Source organism: Dyadobacter sp. AC419 (assembly GCF_979253085.1).
The window spans coordinates 253,157-271,779 of sequence record NZ_CEEDCD010000020.1; the positions used below are offsets into that span (position 1 = coordinate 253,157).

General features: G+C 44.9%; 16 protein-coding genes and 2 pseudogenes. 10 read left to right on the top strand and 8 right to left on the bottom strand.

All coding sequences use genetic code 11. From position 1 onward, the window contains the following. Window position 1: 1 nt before the first annotated feature. A complete protein-coding gene (locus tag AC0IYG_RS18160) occupies window positions 2-1,741 on the bottom strand; it encodes a GMC family oxidoreductase (RefSeq protein WP_471712544.1) in 1,740 nt (579 codons plus the stop codon). 151 nt (window positions 1,742-1,892) lie between these two features. On the opposite strand from AC0IYG_RS18160, the gene AC0IYG_RS18165 reads away from it, so the two are divergent. Next, window positions 1,893-2,876: an L-threonylcarbamoyladenylate synthase gene (locus tag AC0IYG_RS18165; protein ID WP_471712590.1), complete on the top strand. Its 984-nt coding sequence runs from the start codon at window positions 1,893-1,895 to the stop codon at window positions 2,874-2,876. A gap of 359 nt (window positions 2,877-3,235) precedes the next feature. On the opposite strand, the pseudogene AC0IYG_RS18170 reads toward AC0IYG_RS18165, so the two are convergent. Next, window positions 3,236-4,745, bottom strand: a pseudogene (locus AC0IYG_RS18170) (ATP-dependent DNA helicase). Window positions 4,746-4,908: 163 nt separating this feature from the next. Between AC0IYG_RS18170 and AC0IYG_RS18175 the strand changes: the two are divergent. From AC0IYG_RS18175 to coaD, 4 genes and pseudogenes are all read left to right on the top strand, one after another. Continuing rightward, a pseudogene (locus AC0IYG_RS18175) lies at window positions 4,909-5,330 on the top strand (CBS domain-containing protein). A 67-nt stretch (window positions 5,331-5,397) separates the two neighbouring features. After that, window positions 5,398-5,898, top strand: coding sequence for an NUDIX domain-containing protein (locus AC0IYG_RS18180; protein ID WP_471712545.1), 501 nt, complete (start codon window positions 5,398-5,400; stop codon window positions 5,896-5,898). A gap of 23 nt (window positions 5,899-5,921) precedes the next feature. Next, entirely contained in the window at window positions 5,922-6,827 is a 906-nt protein-coding gene (locus tag AC0IYG_RS18185; RefSeq protein ID WP_471712546.1) for a DUF3822 family protein, read from the top strand. Between the two features lie 19 nt (window positions 6,828-6,846). Then, a complete protein-coding gene (gene coaD, locus AC0IYG_RS18190) occupies window positions 6,847-7,329 on the top strand; it encodes a pantetheine-phosphate adenylyltransferase (RefSeq protein WP_471712547.1) in 483 nt (160 codons plus the stop codon). 26 nt (window positions 7,330-7,355) lie between these two features. On the opposite strand, the gene AC0IYG_RS18195 is transcribed toward coaD, so the two are convergent. Continuing rightward, complete coding sequence (locus AC0IYG_RS18195; RefSeq protein ID WP_471712548.1) at window positions 7,356-8,045, bottom strand: NUDIX hydrolase; 690 nt, start codon at window positions 8,043-8,045, stop codon at window positions 7,356-7,358. Window positions 8,046-8,146: 101 nt separating this feature from the next. Between AC0IYG_RS18195 and AC0IYG_RS18200 the strand changes: the two genes are divergently transcribed. Continuing rightward, the gene (locus AC0IYG_RS18200; RefSeq protein WP_471712549.1) at window positions 8,147-9,451 is read left to right on the top strand and encodes a hemolysin family protein; all 1,305 of its coding nucleotides are present in this window, start codon (window positions 8,147-8,149) and stop codon (window positions 9,449-9,451) included. A gap of 2 nt (window positions 9,452-9,453) precedes the next feature. After that, window positions 9,454-10,095 (top strand): orotate phosphoribosyltransferase, encoded by a 642-nt coding sequence (gene pyrE, locus AC0IYG_RS18205; protein ID WP_471712550.1) that lies wholly within the window; start codon window positions 9,454-9,456, stop codon window positions 10,093-10,095. Window positions 10,096-10,190: 95 nt separating this feature from the next. Here pyrE and AC0IYG_RS18210 read toward each other — a convergent pair whose 3' ends face one another. Next, window positions 10,191-11,213: an aldo/keto reductase gene (locus AC0IYG_RS18210; RefSeq protein WP_471712551.1), complete on the bottom strand. Its 1,023-nt coding sequence runs from the start codon at window positions 11,211-11,213 to the stop codon at window positions 10,191-10,193. A gap of 143 nt (window positions 11,214-11,356) precedes the next feature. On the opposite strand from AC0IYG_RS18210, the gene ppk1 reads away from it, so the two are divergent. Further along, window positions 11,357-13,453, top strand: a complete 2,097-nt coding sequence (ppk1, locus tag AC0IYG_RS18215) for a polyphosphate kinase 1 (protein WP_471712552.1) — start codon at window positions 11,357-11,359, stop codon at window positions 13,451-13,453. 292 nt (window positions 13,454-13,745) lie between these two features. Continuing rightward, window positions 13,746-14,255 carry a TetR/AcrR family transcriptional regulator gene (locus AC0IYG_RS18220; RefSeq protein ID WP_471712553.1) on the top strand — a complete coding sequence of 170 codons (510 nt, stop codon included), beginning with the start codon at window positions 13,746-13,748 and terminating at the stop codon, window positions 14,253-14,255. Here AC0IYG_RS18220 and epsC read toward each other — a convergent pair. Next, window positions 14,248-15,078: a serine O-acetyltransferase EpsC gene (epsC, locus tag AC0IYG_RS18225; RefSeq protein WP_471712554.1), complete on the bottom strand. Its 831-nt coding sequence runs from the start codon at window positions 15,076-15,078 to the stop codon at window positions 14,248-14,250. The genes AC0IYG_RS18220 and epsC overlap by 8 nt on opposite strands. A 193-nt stretch (window positions 15,079-15,271) precedes the next feature. Here epsC and AC0IYG_RS18230 point away from each other — a divergent pair, with 193 nt between their 5' ends. After that, window positions 15,272-16,195, top strand: coding sequence for an alpha/beta fold hydrolase (locus AC0IYG_RS18230; protein ID WP_471712555.1), 924 nt, complete (start codon window positions 15,272-15,274; stop codon window positions 16,193-16,195). A gap of 4 nt (window positions 16,196-16,199) precedes the next feature. On the opposite strand, the gene AC0IYG_RS18235 is transcribed toward AC0IYG_RS18230, so the two are convergent. The 3 genes from AC0IYG_RS18235 to AC0IYG_RS18245 form a co-directional block, all read right to left on the bottom strand. Beyond that, the gene (locus AC0IYG_RS18235; RefSeq protein ID WP_471712556.1) at window positions 16,200-16,616 is read right to left on the bottom strand and encodes a T9SS type A sorting domain-containing protein; all 417 of its coding nucleotides are present in this window, start codon (window positions 16,614-16,616) and stop codon (window positions 16,200-16,202) included. A 46-nt stretch (window positions 16,617-16,662) separates the two neighbouring features. Then, a complete protein-coding gene (locus AC0IYG_RS18240; protein ID WP_471712557.1) occupies window positions 16,663-17,304 on the bottom strand; it encodes a hypothetical protein in 642 nt (213 codons plus the stop codon). A gap of 139 nt (window positions 17,305-17,443) precedes the next feature. Then, window positions 17,444-18,481, bottom strand: a complete 1,038-nt coding sequence (locus AC0IYG_RS18245) for an isoaspartyl peptidase/L-asparaginase family protein (protein ID WP_471712591.1) — start codon at window positions 18,479-18,481, stop codon at window positions 17,444-17,446. Window positions 18,482-18,623 lie beyond the last annotated feature (142 nt).

Below are 18,623 nucleotides of genomic sequence, written 5' to 3' on the forward strand. Positions count from 1 at the left end.
ATTAGATATTTTTCTGTTTAACCTGATCCACAATGTATTCTGATGCTCTCATAGAAAGCGCAAGAATGGTCCAGGTTGGGTTTTTATCAGCCTGAGAAACAAATGAACCGCCGTCCACCACGAATACATTTTTTGCATCGTGCGCTTGCGAGAACTTGTTCAAAGCAGACGTTTTCGGATCATTGCCCATGCGGACGGTTCCTACTTCGTGAATGATTCGACCGGGAGCTGCAATGCCGTAATTTGTGTCAGCGCCTGGTTTTGAACCACTTGCAACACCGCCTAGTGCATGAATGATCTCTTCAAAAGTATCATGCATGTGTTTCGCCTGCTTAATCTCGTAATCAGACCATTTGTAGTGGAACCGCAAAACAGGAATACCGTATTTATCAACCACATTCGGATCGATTTCGCAGTAATTTTCAATGCTAGGAACTGCCTCGCCGCGGCCAGCCATTCCTACATAAGCACCGTAAAAACGACGATAATCTTCTTTCAATGAAGCACCGTAGCCACCCGCAGGTTTTGTAACACCCGCAGCGGTCGGATATTTTCCGTTCATATTTTCGATCCCCGCACCAAATCCGTAGCTAGGCATGCCCATTCCGCCGCCGTATTCAATGTGGTAACCTCTTGGGAAATCGAGTTTTTTGTTATCAAGCCACCAAGGCGTGTAAACGTGCATTCCACCAACTCCGTCCTCATTATAGCGCTTTCTGTCCATCAAATGCGGAAGGAATGCGCCACGGGAAGCACCCGTAGAATCGTGCAGATATTTACCAACAACGCCACTAGAATTAGCAAGTCCGGCAGGATGTCTGTCTGATTTAGAGTTCAGCAAAAGCCGTGCAGATTCTCCTGCGCTTGCAGCAAGAACAACCACTTTCGCCTTAATCGTATGTTCTGTAAGTTTCTCGCGATCCACATAAGAAACGCCAGTTGCAAGGCCAGTAACCTGATCTGTAAGCACTTCGCGAGCCATCGCGTTGTTGATTAACGTCACATTCCCCGTTTTTACTGCCGGAATACAAAGCACAGAAGAAGATGAGAAATCCGCGTATGCCTGGCATCCGCGTGAGCATTGGCTGCAATAGAAGCAAACACCGCGCTGATCATTAATAGGCTTGGTTAAGATAGAAAGCCTGGAAGGAATGACCGGAATGTTGGCTTTTTTACCAGCTTGTTTAAGGAAAAGCTCGTGCAAACGTGGCTTAGGCGGAGGAAGGAAAATGCCGTCCGGCTCATTATCCATATTTTCAATCGTTCCGAAAACACCGATCAGTTTATCAACCTTATCGTAATATGGTTTTACATCGTCGTAACCGATCGGCCAGTCGTCACCGAGCCCGTCGATGCTTTTTCTTTTAAAATCTTTCGGTCCGAAACGCAGCGAAATGCGGCCCCAGTGGTTAGTCCGGCCGCCCAGCATCCGCGATCTGAACCAGTCAAATTGCGTTCCGTTCTTGCGTGTGTAAGGTTCGCCCTCAATTTCCCAACCTCCCCATGCAGCATCAAAGTCGCCAAATGGACGGTGGTTGGATGCGCCGCGGCGTGGTGACTCGTATGGCCATTTCAGCTGCGTAATATATTTAGGATCAGCAGGATCGAAATATCCACCTGCCTCTAAAAGGGCCACTTTGGCTCCTTGTTGGGCAAGTTGAAGCGCCGCCATTCCACCTCCCGCTCCTGAGCCAATGATACAGACGTCGAAAACGGCAGGTTGTTCTTTGATTTGAAACATAGTAAAAAAGGTAGTTTAGAAATGCTATTTAATCAATAAATATAAACACGGAATCTATACCAGTAATCCGCAATGTCAGATTTAGAGGTTATTTAAAAACAATCTAAATGACTTAGCCGGCAGTTTGCTCTTAACATTGATCGCCGTACTTTTGCATTTTCAAAACCAGCAAGCAACTTGGCGATTACCGGACAGAGATATTGAGGCAGCAAAAGAATTTCTCCTAAAAGGAGAGCTTGTGGCCATTCCTACCGAAACGGTGTATGGATTGGCCGGTAACGCATTGATTGATAGTGCAGTACTATCGATTTTTGAGGTCAAAAACCGCCCTTCATTTGACCCGCTGATTATCCATACGGATACAATCGAAAAGGTTGAAGCATACGTTTCAGAATTTCCGGAAAATGCGAGGCTTTTGGCATCAAAATTCTGGCCCGGACCGCTTACATTGCTGCTGCCGAAGAAACCGATCATCCCCGATCTTGTGACATCCGGCCTGGACAATGTTGCCGTCCGTGTCCCAAATCACCCTTTGCTTCTTGACTTACTGCAATCATTGCCTTTCCCATTGGCGGCGCCGAGTGCCAATCCATTTGGTTACATTAGTCCAACGAACGCAGCACACGTAAATGCGCAATTGGGTGAGAAAATTCCTTACATTTTAGATGGTGGTGAAAGCGAAGTGGGCATTGAATCTACGATTGTAGGGTTTGAAAATGATGAGCCGGTTGTTTATCGGTTAGGAGGTTTGGCTGTTGATGACATTGAAGCAATCGTCGGAAAAGTCAGGCTGATGCCGCATTCTTCATCCAATCCGAAGGCGCCGGGAATGTTGAAAAGCCACTACGCGCCCAGGAAACCCCTTTATTTAGATTTGAGGGAAAATTTTTCGGCGGGAGAAAACATAGCAACCGGCTATTTGCTTTTTGACCAATATTTAGAAAATGTTGACCGGAAAAATCAACGCATATTAAGTTTAAGCGGGGATATGAAAGAAGCCGCACATAATTTGTTCGCCTATCTACGAGAGTTGGATACATTGCCCATTGAGCAAATCTACGCGGAGTTTGTTCCTATGAATGGGTTAGGTTTGGCGATAAACGATCGCCTACAAAGGGCCGCGGCCAAAGGTTAGGAGCAAGTCGCAGCGCGACGCAGTATTGGTAGAGAAAACGGGCGAAGAATGTTAAATGGCAATTCACGGCCGGGACGTGATGGAAGCGTGATTCGCCGTGTTACATGCCTCCGGCATTTGGTCATTTGTTCGAGTGATGATTGTTGCTACCAATGACTTGCATGCCTCTGGCATTTCCATTTACTGTTGTGTTTTTACCAAGATTGCATGCCTTTGGCATTGTGCCTTCGCTTGGTACCAAGATTTCATTACTCTGGCATTGCATAGTCTGTTCATAATTGTCCGATGCCAGCAATAGCAACGAATAGCAGTCGCAGCGCGACGCGATACTGGTAGCAAAAACATGCGACGAACGCAAATCATAAATCCCGGAGGGATGCAACAGGGGGGAGCCCGACGTATTTTTTGCACCGCTCCGGCATTTTTACTTGAAAAAGTGCTGGTGGAAATACCATGAGGAAAACCTCGTCGGTTGCCCTTGTGATGGCGGTGTAAAGCCAGCAGGATGAAGTTCTGCATTGATCTGTTCATCAGGTAAATAGCCCTGATCTATAAACACTGAACTCCATTGGCCGCCTTGCGCTGTGGGTGGTGGGCGCCGCTGTGGAGCAGCGCGTAGGCGAAGGTGCCTTGTAATGCCGCCTGAAAACGGATCTTTCCGCCAAGCCTCCATTGTTTCCTTTTGCGATTTAATGTCAAAATAGTCCTTTTGGACGCTCTCGTACAGCTTTTTGTTGTCTTCTGAGGATAGGGAAGGAGAGGAGGAATGCAACGTGTCGAGGAAAATTTTGGCGTCAAATTCAGGCTGCTTTTCATAATCCGTCATCCTTAATGTCACATCTGCGAAGCGAAAGCCGTGCATTTCCTGGGTTTTACGGATTTTAAGCAGTTCAACAAAATCACCGTTTGCAATGAAACCAGCGGGCAATCTCGTCCAGAATGTTGTAATTATTGCGGACAACCATCAGGCGATCACCGGCGTCCAGTTCTTCCTCAGAGAAATTGATCGTCCGGCGAATGTATTCATTATACTGAACCGCTGATTTATTCGAACGCGTCAGAATAATGGAGTTTTCCTGGCCGTATTTATCATAAGCATAGCGAAGACCTTCTTCCAGTCTTTCGCCGGTCATCTTGAAAACATCCCGATACGAGCGTGTTGTGATCTGAATTTCAGGCTTTTCTGCGACCAGTTGGTTTCTTAGTAATGTGGCATTAAACAGGATCCCCGATCGCTCGTCCTGCCGCATAACTTCCTTCAATTCTTCCTGAAAAACAGACATATAGAATGTCTTTTCCAAATATTCTCCATCCAATGCAGGGCTCAGTTCCTTCCCCACCGGCGGAAGCTGCGCGACGTCGCCAACAAGCATCAGCTTGTTGCCCGGATCTTCAAAAACGAATTCAATCAGATCGGCCAAAAGACTTTTATTTCCAAAATCAGCGTCGTCCGTGATCATGGATGCTTCATCAACGATGAAAAGCGTGTTGTCGTGGTAATTTTTCTGGCGCTGGAATGTCAGGTTGCCCGAAAATGAATCGGCAGTTTGTTTATAGATTTTTTTATGGATCGTTAACGCGACTTTTTCAGAATAACCTGACATTACTTTCGCTGCGCGACCGGTCGGGGCGAGCAGAATTGATTTATAGCCATAATTTTTCAAAACCTTGATCAATGTGCTGATGATCGTCGTCTTCCCGGTTCCGGCATATCCTTTCAATAAAAAACAGTCGCGATAACATTCCAGCCCCTTTTTCTTCGACTAAAAAATCATTGGTTTGCTCGAAAAATCGGAGCTGGCCTTCGGTGGGTTTGAACGGAAAACGCTTGCGTAATAATTGAGAAGGTAAAATCTTATCTGTTTCCATAATGCCAAAACTAACGCAACAAATAGCAAACTCAAAGTGCGTATCAGTTACAAAAATATACTTAGATTAAATTGGATTTTAAAGTTGTATTTGCATATATTAGACTCCGGATTTTATCTTATACACTCCAAAACCCCAAACATCTATGCTAGTACAACATGTAATGGGCAACAAGCCTGTCAATGCGCTTTGGTCGGTAACGCAGGATAACACGGTGTTTGAGGCCCTCGAACTCATGGCCGCGAAAAACATTGGTGCAGTTTTGGTTCTTGAAGATAATGAATTGATCGGTATCTTTTCCGAAAGGGATTATGCCAGAAAGGTTATTCTTCAGGAAGGGGTTCGCGCGATACGCGCATCAGAGAGGTTATGACAAACAAGGTTATTACCGTGGAAACTGATCAGAAAATTGAGGAATGTATGCAGATCATGTCTGACAAACACATCCGACATTTGCCTGTTAATCAAGACGGTAAGCTGATCGGCATCATTTCTATCAATGACATTGTATCAGCCATTATCCACGAGCAAAAACAGCATATCAACTCGCTGGAAAGCTACATTTCAGGAAGTCCTTATTCCTGAGCCTGACAAATAACACTTGCCAATTATCTCAGCTTGGTTATCTTTGCCGCTCCAAAAATAAGCGGTCTTGCAGACATTAAATGATGAATTAACGAACCTGTATGCAGGTAATGTGCGTGTGCGCGTGAGCGGCATCTATATTGCTGGCGGTCAGATCTTGTTGGTCAATCATTCATTGTATGGCAAAGATCAGTCATTTTGGAGCCCACCGGGTGGTGGAATTGTATTTGGGGAAACTGCTGAGCAAGCGCTGATAAGAGAGTTCAAAGAAGAGACAGGGCTGAACGCAACGATTGGGAACTTCCTGTTTGTGAATGAACATGTGCAGCCACCGCTTCATGCTATTGAACTGTTTTTTGAGATAAAATCAGTTGACGGAATGGTAAGTAAAGGAATAGATCCCGAAATCTCTTCTGAAAATCAGATCATTGAAGAAGTGAGCATGCTGCGTCTGGAAGAGATTCAGTCGCTTCCGCCAAATGCATTTCACAGCCTTTTCTCCCGGGTACGATCTTTGGAGCAGATCTTTGATCTCGAAAAATTTCTGTCTCATCTAAAGCATAATTAGATTTTTAACTTTACCCTGATATTGTGGCAAATTCTGAAAACCAGGTCATTGAAATTATTCCTACGCTGCTTGTAGGCGATAACTCATTCGACGTGTCAAGCATTCCCTTGTGTACATTGTGCATTGAGGTGGACGAGCGGCGCATCCGGTTTTGCATTATCCGGGACGAAAATATGGAATGCATCTGGCTCGAAGATTACAACTTTGAGACCGTGCTGAACCCTAATGAAATTTTTGAAAGGCTTAAAAAGGTTTTTACAGGACATTTGCTCTGGTCTTCGCATAGCTGGAAAAATGTCCGGATTGCTATCAATTCGCATGCGTTCAGTCTGATTCCCAACCTGATTTTTGAGGGCGAAAGCGCAGCGGATTATCTGGCATTTGCCTTGGGTAACCCCGTTCCGAAAGATGAAAAAGTGCTTTATCATGACTTGCCGCTGATTCATGCGCATAATGTGTTCAGCGTGCCGCAAATCTGGTATGACTGGATGATTAACCACTTTGGTTCGTCCCAGATCACGTTTTACCATCTCACAAGCCCGCTGATAATCGGTGCATTGGTGAGCCATCTGGAACACCAGCAACTGAGAATGGCTTCCATTTATTTTGAGAAAGATTACTTCACATTAATTGTAACAGAAAGTCAGAAGCTGATTCTTTGCAACCGTTTCCGGTTTTCCAAAATGCAGGAATTGGCATACATCATCTTGTTCACATTGAGCCAGTTGAACTTTCTGCCGGAAGAAATGAAGGTGCTTTGTTATGGCGAAATATCATCTTCGTCCGATGTATATACGGAGCTTTCGCGATTTTTCCCCAATTTGCAGATCGGTAACGGTCCGACAACCCTGAAATACAGCAGGCAATGCGCGGACGTTCCCGGGCATCGTTATTTCGGACTGTTCAACACCTACCTCGTATCATCTTAATCTGCAAAATCCTGCTTTTATGAAGCGTATAGCACTATTTCCAGGATCGTTTGATCCATTTACAAAAGGACACGAAGACATTGTTGTACGCGGCTTACGGCTTTTTGATGAAGTAGTGATTGGCATCGGGAATAACGCAACCAAAAAGCGCTATTTTCCGCTGGATGTGATGAAGGAAATGATCGAAAAGACATTTTCTGATGAAAGGAATGTGAAAGTGGTTACTTACGACGACCTTACCGCACATACTGCCCGCGAGCTCGGGGCAACTTTCCTTTTGCGCGGTTTGCGTAACACCACCGATTTTGAGTACGAAAACGGCATTTCCCAGGTCAACAGATATCTCTACGCCGAAATAGAAACCGTTTTTCTGATCACTTCGCCCATGCTGGCACCGATCAGTTCGAGCATTATCCGCGACTTGCACCGATATGGGCAACCCGTGGACGATTTTCTGCCTTATTCGCTTTCTGAATTAAATAAACTCAACCAGGAAGGTTGAGTTTAAGGAAGTAATGTATTTCGATATTATTGCGGTTTTGTATCGTGTGTCTTATTAAGGCTGTCAACGACGTAGCGGATTGAGCTGTAAGAATTTATCAAGATCGACTTTGCTTCTGACTGGCTATACCAACCCAGTTTCTCAATCTGTTCTTCGGCTTGCGGCTGCATTTTTGAATCGTCGATGCAATCGAAAAGATACCATTTCGTGCGCTTCAAAATCCGGTTGTTGTTCAGGCTGTATGTGTGCCAGGTTGTACAGATTTTATCCCTTACCAATGCCTTAACACCCGTTTCCTCCTCAATTTCGCGAATAGCAGCCGTTTTTGAATTCTCGCCTTTGTCCAGCTTTCCTTTTGGAAGGTCCCATTTCTTTCTGCGGAACATAAACAGCCACTTCCCGTCTTTCACCACGACTCCGCCTGCTGCTTTAATGACTTTGTAAATTCCCTTAATCCTTTCTTCGACTTCTGATTTTTCTCTTGTTGCCATTGTGATGGACAACATGTCCGCAGGCAATGATTTTTCCAGCAGTTCGATCACCTGAATCGCTGAGGCCGCGGTGGTGTTGAGAAACAGCACATGGCCGGTTAACATCTTCTTTTGCAGCTTTTCAAGTCGTAGATCGACAATGTGATCGAAACCCGAAGTCTCTGCAGCCGAAAGCTGATTGGTCCGTACAATTCTGAATGGACGGTCGTCAAAAAAAATGATCATTTTTCAAATGGTACGTGAATCGATGCCAAAATTAAGTAAAGAGTTTAGTTTAGACAGTGATTATTATTGATAAATTTGTGATTGTATCAAATATACAGTTCTTGGAACTCCTGATAATTTTACTTCTTGTGCTGCTCAATGGTATCTTTTCCATGTCTGAGATCGCACTTGTTTCTTCCCGCAAATCACGTCTCGAAGCTGCTGCAAAAAATGGTGATTCCAGTGCAAAAGCAGCCCTTAATTTAGCCAATTCACCAACCCGCTTTTTATCAACCGTTCAGATCGGGATTACACTGATCGGACTTTTGACGGGTATGTATAGCGGTGACAATATCACCAGCGATTTTGAAAAATACATTTCAACCATTCCGTTTATCGCGCCATATGCACACTCGCTGGCCGTTGGGACTGTGCTGGTTTTCATCACTTATCTCTCGCTGGTTTTGGGAGAGCTTGTTCCAAAAAGGATTGGAATGGCCAACCCGGAAGCGATTTCGAAATTCATGGCGACGCCTATGAATTTGCTTTCAAAAGCAACGGCGCCATTCATTGCCTTGCTTGGGATTTCAAGTGATCTGATCATTAAGGTGCTTAACATTAAGCAAAGTGAAAACTCGGTGACGGAAGAAGAGATTAAGAGCCTTATTCAGGAAGGAACTTCCGGAGGGGTCTTTGAAGAAATTGAGCAGGAAATTGTTCATAATGTCTTCCAGTTGGGCGATCGCAAAGTGACGTCGCTGATGACCAATCGCCAGGAGATTGTATGGCTGGATCTGGAAGATTCCATTGAGGAGAATAAGGCGAAGATCTTTGATTCTAGGCACTCGATTTATCCCGTGTGCCGCGGCGCCGTGGATGATGTGGTGGGTTTGGTTTATGTCAAAGATCTCATTGCCACCGACATTGAAGCGCAGCTGGCGGATTTGAATACAATTGTAAAAGATCCGGTTTATTTGCCGGAAAGCAACCGTGCATATCAGGCTTTGGCCAAATTCAAAGAGCAGCGTGTGTATTTCGGCATCATTGTCGACGAATATGGCGGCTTACTCGGCGTGCTGACCATGCACGACATTATGGATGCACTGGTCGGTGATATTTCAGAAGACATTGAGGAAGCATCCGAAGTGATCCGGAGAGACGATGGAAGCTTTTTAATTGATGCGCAATTGCCGTTTGATGATTTTATACAATATTTCAACCTCAACATTCAGGAAGCAGAACGTCGAGAATTTGTTGGTTTCAACACGCTAGGCGGTTTTGTATTGCACATTCTAGAAAACATTCCGACGACCGGTGAGAAATTCAAATGGAAAGATTTTGAATTCGAAGTCATAGACATGGACCGCAGTCGCATTGACAAGTTATTAGTGATCAATCATAGTAAAAACGAAGAATCAGAAGATTAACAATGCTGAACAACCAGGACATTACAAAGAGAATTGCAGAGTTGCTGCTAGAAGCGAAAGCAATTAAGCTAAGCCCGGAAAAACCTTTTCAGTGGAGCTCAGGCTGGCTTTCACCGATATATTGTGATAACCGCGTTGCATTGTCATATCCTGACACCAGAACTTTTATCAAAAAAACGCTTGCTAAGCTGATTAAGGAGGAATATCCGGATGTGCAGGCAGTTGTGGGTGTTGCCACAGGCGGGATTGCACAAGGTGCATTGGTCGCAGACTTGCTGGAACTGCCTTTTGCATATGTTCGCCCGGAGCCTAAAAAGCACGGCATGGGTAACCAGATTGAAGGACGTTTGGAGCCAGGTCAGTCGGTGATTATCATTGAAGATCTGATTTCAACCGGTGGAAGCTCGTTAAAAGTCGTGGATGTGCTGCGGGAAGCGGGCATTGAAGTTGCGGGAATGGTCGCAATATTCACCTATGGATTCGCTGTCGCAGAAAATAATTTCAAGGAGAAAAATGTCAAGTTGAGCACCGTCAGTAACTACGATGCATTAATTGAAACTGCATTAGAGCATAATTACATTAATGCCTCCCAATTAGAAAGCCTAAGCGCATGGCGCGTAGCGCCGGAAACTTGGGGAAAGTAAAAAGGTAATCGGCTTTCGGCTGTCAGCATTCATTAACATTTCAATGCTGACAGCCAATATTAGATCGCCGAAAGCTGACGGCCGAAAGCCGAAAGCTAGTTCCTATGATTATCCAGCTTTTCGTACAAGCCTCCGAAAGCTTCTTCCTTAACTCCTTCTGATTTCAGGAATTCGTGCGGGAATCCGAGTTCAATCTTACTTACTTCATTCAGCCGGTCGAGCATTTCCTGCGGCAAACGGAACGAAAGGCAACCGAGCGAATCAACCAGTTGCTTTTCTCTTGAAGCGCCTATAATCGGGATCATCACCTGATCGCGATGACGTGCCCAGTTGATAGCAACCTGCGCTGGTGTCACGCCCATTTCATTAGCCACATCCACCACAGTTTGGGCTATAATGCTACTATGGTCGCTTCTGCGAATGCTGCTGTCCGGCACGCGACCAGCTTCTCCACGCAAATATTTTCCAGTTAATGCGCCGCCTCCGATCGTTCCCCAGGGCGTAACCGCGATGCCTAATGCTTTGGCCATCGGCAGCAAGTCGCGCTCCGGTGTCCGCTGAATGAGCGAATATTCAAACTGAATAGCAGTGAATGCATTCCAGCCACGAAAATCAGCGATTGTGTTAGCTTGCGAAACAACCCACGCCGGCGTGTCCGAAATGCCCACATAATGAACCAATCCCCTGGTAACCAGGTCGTCAAGTCCGCGCATTACTTCTTCAACGGGCGTTGTGTTATCCCATAAATGCACCCAAAGCAGGTCAATGTATTCTGTGTTAAGCCTTTTCAAGCTAGCCCGAACTGAACGCATCATGTTCTTGCGGTGGTTACCTGCAAAGTTGAGATCGTCATTGCGGTCCTTAAGCGTAAATTTCGTGGCGAGCACGAAGTGATCACGGTCACTTTCAATGAATTCGCCCACATATTTTTCGGAAGAGCCCTCGGTGTAACGGTTGGCAGTATCAATGAAATTACCACCTGCACCAGCAAAATTTTCAAATATTTTAAAGCTTTCATGCTTATCCGCTCCCCATCCCCATTCAGTTCCGAAGGTCATTGTGCCAAGGCAAACTTCTGAAACACGCAAACCAGACCGGCCCAATAATTGATATTGCATAGTACTATAATTAGGTTTTAAATTAAAGATATAACGTTGGTCGCTTCCCTGACTTCGTTAAATCTTTGTGCCGCAAAGTTAGATCCTTACCCACCAAATGTATTTATATTGTAGCAAAATTCGAATCTTTTTTACCTCATTCAATGATTGACGTTGCCTATCCCTACTTCGATACAAATCTCAGCTGGCTGTCCAATAATTACAGGTTATTATTAGAAGCAAACGACGAAACTGTACCGGTTCGGGAGCGCCTTCGTTTTTTGGGAATCTACGCATATCAGACCAAGGAGTTTTTCCGGGCTCGCGTGCCTAGCTTGCTGGCGATGGGTGAGGTGAGTAATGATATCCGCAGCAAACTTAATCTATTCCCTGACTCGCTTCTTGAACACGTTTATGAAACTGTTGAAAATCAACTGAGGGAATTCAATGACATTTTATTTTCCGGCATCCTTCCGGCTTTGAATGAGCAGGGTGTGCATTTGTATTATCATCAGTCATTTGCAGCTGAACATCTGCCGTTTCTGAGGAAATTCTTTGTTGACAAGCTTTTCAGGCATTTGCAACCCGTTTTCCTCGATAGCCGCCGCGCTTCTAAAATGCCGTTTTTTGAGTCAAAACAATTATACCTAATTGTCAGGTTGCAACACCAGGAAGATTCGGAAGAGGATTGGTATGCGGTGGTTAACATTCCTTCTGAACCTTTCGGAAGGTTTCTGGAATTGCCGGAACTGGATGGAAAGCGCCAAGTCGCTTTCATGGAAGACATTATCCGCGAAAATATGCCGTTGCTCTTTCCCGGTTACGAAGTGCTTGAAAGTTATGCATTACGGGTGGAGAAGGACACGGAACTTGCAATCGAAGACGAATTTCCGATGCAGATTGCACAGCGCATTTTGAAACAATTGGAAAAACGCAATTTTGTTCAGCCTGCTCAGTATTTCTATGAATCGGGCATGCCGCTTTACATGCGTGAATATCTGGCTAGCAAAGCCGGGATTCCGATGAATGAATTTCACGAGCGCGGACATTACATTTATATGCAGGATCTCATGACGTTTCCGCAAATGTCGCGGAGGCTCGATTATCCCTATCAGAAACCGATTCAAAATCCCGACTTCGACGAAAAAACATCTGTTTTCGAATCCATACAAAAAGCCGATCAGCTGCTGCACTTGCCGTATCATTCGTACGAGCCGATCGTGCGGTTTTTCAATGAAGCAGCTGTGGACCCGCATGTGCGTGAAATTCACGTTTCGCTTTACAAAATAAGTCCCAATTCGTTTATTCTGAACTCACTGATCAGCGCGGCACGTAATGGTAAACGGGTTACAACTTATGTCGAGCTCAACACCAAGCTGGACATTCAGGAGAATTTGCAATGGTCGCGGAAGATGCGGGATGCGGGCGTGAAAATAATTTTAAGCGTTCCGGGACTGAAAGTGCATGCCAAAATTGCCTTAATCAAGCGTAAAGTGCTGAAAGGGTGGGAGCGTTACGCATTTCTGGGAACCGGCGGATTTTACAGGCTCACAAGCCGTGAAATTGTTGACCATGCATTGCTGACCAGCCACCGCGAACTCACCAACGAACTTGAACTGCTATTTGGTTATTTGTCTACCCAGGACGAGCCCAAAAAGTATAAATATTTACCCTTTAATAACCTGTTTGTAACACAGTTTACATTGCAGAAAAGACTTCTGGATTTAATTGACAGGGAAATTGCGAATTGTAATGCGGGCTTAAAGTCGTTTGTTACCATTAAGATCAACCAGTTGCAAGACCATATTCTGATCGATAAAATTTACCAGGCCGGTCAGGCGGGTGTGCCCGTGCATGTGATCGTGAGCGAGAGCTGCGGACTTATTTCAGGGCTGCCTTCGATCAGTGATAATGTGGTCGTTAGCAGGCATGTAGATCGTTATGTAGAGAACACCCGGATTTTCCATTTCGCCAATCGCGGGAATGATGAGGTTTATTTGTCGTCCTCCGACTGGACGCACCGCAACCTGCACAGGCGCATTGATGTGTGCTTCCCGATTTTGGATGAAACGCTCAAAAACCAGATGCGTCTGGTGTTGCGGAACTATGTAAATGACAACCAAAAATCGGTCAGGCTCGATCTTTATCAGAATAATTTAAGAATCACAGACGACTCCCGCGGGAAGATCCGGGCGCAGGATGCAAACTATCGTTTGATTGAAAAAATAGAGAAAGCCGGACCCACGAAAAGGGGTGAATAAAACATTTTCAGGCGTTTAAAAAAATTTTTTATCACTAAAATTTAATAATCCGCCGTTAGATTTAATGAGCGACGTTTGAACAAAAAAATAAATTAAATGGCCATTCATTTTGGCAAAACGACCGGAAATCTCCTTCAGCCGTAAGGTCTATATGTCTATATTTGAATGCATATCATTCTGACTCCATCATAAAATCAACATTATAGTATGGGAATAGTAGAGCGAAGAGAACGGCTCAAAATACAGGTACGTTCGGATATCGTCAAAACAGCAAAAGAGATAGCCCGTCAGGATGGGTGGACAGCGGTTTCAATCCGTAAAATTGCTGGAAGTGATCGAATACAGCCCTCCAATTCTCTATGAATATTTTGAGAGCAAGGACAAGTTGCTGGAAGCGATCCGTATGGAAGGTTTTGATATTCTTCAAGCGGAATTTGTCAAAATCAAAGGCCACTTCAGTAATCCCCAGAAGCAACTTGTAGAAGTAGCGCAGCGCATCTGGAACTTCGCAGTAGAAAATCCCGAAGTATTTCAGGTCATGTTCAATCTTGAAGGCGCATATTGCGATTCCAAAAATGTTTACGGCCAGGCCATGAGCATTAAGGGAAATCCCGTTTGGGAAATGATCGCAAGTTTGCGTCCACGGTCAGGCGAAATGGTGACCAAGACTTATTATGAATGGTGGTGCCTTACTTACGGTTTTATCAGCATTACCATGACTACACAGCCCAGATATGCATTTCCGCAAGCTGAGCCCGTGTATATGGAAGGCGTCCGCAGATTTATAAGAAGTATTATGTAACGGACGGTGCAGCCTGGCGTATCTCTATTTTGCTCTGGTGATAAACCTGCGAAAATGGGGGTACGCTTCGCACCAGCCAGGCATTTCCGCCGATAATGGAATCGTGGCCTATCACGGTTTCCCCGCCAAGAATAGTTGCATTGGCATAAACAACCACATTATCCTCAATAGTCGGATGACGTTTGCGTGATGCAAGCGACTTGGACACATGCGTCGCACCCAATGTTACACCTTGGTACAATTTAACATTGTTGCCGATGTGCGTGGTTTCGCCAATCACAACGCCCGTCCCGTGATCAATGAAAAATGAATTGCCGATCGTTGCATTCGGGTGAATGTCAATGCCCGTCTGACTATGCGCAAATTCAGTTAACATCCGGGGCAGAAGCGGAATGCCGCATAATGCGAAAGAATTGGCAAAACGATAAGTCGCAATGGCCATGAATCCGGGGTAAACCGAAATTACTTCTTCAATGCTCACCGAAGCAGGATCATTATCCGTGATGGATTTGGCGTCCAGCAAAAGCTTTTCATAAATCACCGGAATTTCTGCGAAAACCTCATCCAGGATCTGCTCCTTTGATTTATTCAGCTCCGGAAGCAACGGTTCCAGCATGCAGTTCAAACTGTCGCGTAAGTCAGCATATTTCGCGGACAAATCCTTATTCGGGCAGCTTGGGCAATCTTGACTGATAGGAAACAAAAAATTAATCAAGTCCTGGATAAACTTTCCTGCGTCGTGTCGGGAAGGCAATTTGTAGCGATATGTTTCTTTATGCGCTGCCAGGCGCTGAAGGAAGAGTTCTTGTTGGGTGGTTGTCATCAAGAGTAGAAATTTGACTTACATGGCCATCGTTTTCTGGCATCAATTTTTAGTATCAACACAGAAATGTCCGGAAAAATTTAATTCAGGCTATTTCTTTAAAAATACGAAGGATAATTGACTCAATGTCTCGTTATAGTAGTATATTGAAATATCCTGTGAAGTTATACAATACAGTTACATTCCTGAAGGTATGCCACGTTTTAAATTCCTGCAATCTGTAATTCTTGTTTTGCTTTTATCGGCTTCGTTAAGTTCGTGCTTTTCGCGTTACATAATTTCAGCCAAACAGGTCAGGAAACATTACGCTGCAAAGAAGGTAAAACCAGAAGAACGCATTATCAAAAACGACACACTGGCATTATGTGTCGCCAGCGTAGGAGCCGATACATTGCCCATGCTTCTGTTAATCCACGGCGCACCCGGCTCACTTTGGGGCTATATGAATCTGATGGATGATGAAGATCTTCAAAAGCGCTTTCACATTGTTTCCGTTGATAGAGTGGGTTACGGGAAGTCAAAGCTTAAAATGAAGAAAAAGCGCCGTTATGTGACTTCCATTGCAACCCAGGCCAACGCATTGCTTCCCGTTTTCCATTTGAATAAAAGCAAAGAAAAAGTGACTGTGTTAGGACGCTCCTATGGTGCTCCGATTGCTGCAAAGCTGGTTTCATTGCGTCCAGAGGAAGTTAAGGAGCTGATTATGGTTTCTCCCGTAATTGATCCTGAAAAAGAGAAGTTTTACTGGTTTTCTAAATGGGGCAGGAACTCATTCATTCAGCTCTTTCTGCCGGGTGAATTTAATACAGCGACAGCAGAGAAATACAGCCATTCCGATGAGTTAAGGAAGCTTTTGCCCGTTTGGCATAACCTGAATGTGCCCACAACAGTTATCCAGGGCGGAAATGACTGGATTGCTGACCCAGAAAATATTGAGTTTGCCAAAAAACACATTAAGAGTAAGCGCGCGCAATATATTTTTCTGCACAATGCGGGGCATATGATCACTTACACGCATTTATCGATGATCAAGGAAATGCTGCTGAGAGGGCAGTTGTTCGATAACAAAATCTCATCTGCGGACCTCTCTGCAACCAATGGTCAGCTTGGTAATTAATGCATTACCGAATGATCTTCTGAGAAACGGCGTCTTTGTCGTTTGCTGCCTTGATGACATAAACTCCTTTTGACAGATTCCGCATATCAAATTCTTCCTGGACCGAAATCACAGGGCTGGAAGTTTTAATCTCACGAACTATTCTTCCTTTGATATCAATCAGCTGCAATGTGACAATTGAGCGGGTCTTACTGTAAGCTTTTACCGTTACAAAACTCTCGGTAGGAACCGGGTAAGCCTCAATCGCCATCGAAACCTCAACCGACTTAACATTAGGCGTTGAAGTGATCAAACCGCCATCAGCAGCGGATTCGTAAGGTGGAATTTCAACGGTTGGGCCCGGTTTGTCAATCACGCTGATCACACCTTCCCGGTATGATTCGGAGATCACAACGCCGTCGCGCCACTCGGATACGACCATCGCAAATATATAATTCCCAAGAACTTCCGGAGCTTGCCATATCAGCTTATTCGCCGACGGAACCACCTCTGAATGTTCCCGAACTGCTCACTTCATTTGGATACATATAAGTGTTGTCCAGCATCCGAACGCCGCAAGTGCCGGGAGAAGGTCTGCTCAACTTTGGAAGCTTAATTGAAATGCTATCCGCGTCTCTAACTGTTGGTTTCAAGTCCACCGAGAAAACTTGCTTAACGCCCGCTTCAAAAAGCAGGTTAGGAAGCACAGGAGTTGAATTCGCTAATTGTGTATTAATTACAGTCCAGAAAAAAGCGTCCGTTTTATCTGCATTCGGCAGATTCAGAATGTTGGGCGTCCTGGCATTAAGCGAAACCGAGATTTGAAATGTGCCCGAAGATGGGTATGTATAATTGACATTGTAATCGGAAAGGAGTATTCCTCCGGGCAATGTTTTCGTTTCAGAACGGTTTACTTCTTTGGTCGTTCCATCACCGAAACAAACAAGTACGCTGCTCTGCGCGGTTGCGGCCGGTTCACCCGTTACCAGGTCAAAATACAGCCTCACTTTGATATTATAGTTTTGTCCGGAAACATGTGACGCCATGATTTCACCGCCTTTGATATGGGTTGCAAAAGCAAGGGGTGAGGTCAGGAAAATGAGCAGGAATATCTTGTAAATTGATTTCATAAAAATCGGGAAAGCTGAAAGTACGCTATACATTGGAAACGCTTAAAGCCGTCTGTTTTGTATTGCCGGGGCAAGAAACAAACACATTAAATTGTGTTTTTGTAACCGCCTTTCAACCCGGTTTGGATTTGTGTTAAAATCAGTCTTTATAAATCAGAATTTCACTTTTTCCGTCACTTTTAATGTAGCCGCGATACATGCCTTCGCTGTTAAATGGCATCGCTACATTTCCATTCCGGTCCAAAGCAATAATGCCACCCTCGCCGCCGCGCTCCACAAGCTTTTTCATCACCACTTCGTTGGCTGCGTCGTTCAGAGACAAGCCTTTATATTCCATCAATGCTGAAATATCGTAAGCGACAACCGAACGGATAAAGAATTCGCCGTGGCCAGTTGCGGAAACGGCACATGTTGCATTGTTGGCATAAGTGCCCGCGCCAATGATGGGTGCATCGCCGACACGGCCGTATTTTTTATTGGTCATGCCGCCCGTTGAGGTGCCCGCTGCCAGGTTGCCAAACTGGTCCAAAGCAACACAGCCAACGGTCCCGAATTTTTTGCCTTCCGTAAAGATTAGCTCATCCCGTTCTGTCTGACCTGTTTTAGGTGCTTTTTTAACCTTTTGCTCTTCCTTAGCATCGTGGTCAAGTTCAGTCTTTTCCTCTGCTTTGGCACGTTCTAATGCTTTAAAGCGTGATTCTGTATAAAAATAGGATGGGTCGACAATGTCCAAGCCTTGTTCTTTGGCAAATTTTTCTGCGCCTTTCCCTGTCATCATCACATGCGGTGACTTTTCCATCACAGCAATCGCCGTGCTTATCGGATTCCGGATCGTGGTAACACCTGCAATGGCGCCTGCTTTCAGCGTTTTTCCTTCCATAATGGAAGCGTCCAGCTCATTTTTTCCTTCATTGGTAAAAACAGCCCCTTTCCCCGCGTTAAACAAAGGCGAATCCTCCATTACCCTGATCGTTGCCTCCACCGCCTGCACGCTTGTGCCGCCTTGTTTCAAAACGCCATAACCTTTTTGCAAAGCCATGTTGAGGACTTCTTTGTATGCCTTTTCCTTTTCGGGTGTCATGTTCGCACGCGTAATTGTGCCTGCGCCTCCATGTATCACGAGTGTGATTTTATTCGCATAATCTTGCGCCAGCACCGGGACTGTGATCACAAGCATGCATGCCAGGGTGAACAAATTTTTCATAGATCCGTAATTTGAGTGAGTTATTCCAAAGCTAATCAAAATGGAATTAGAGCGGTTTGAGTCAAACCTTTTAAATTTGACTTTAATTAATTTATTGTTCAAAAAACCGCTTAAC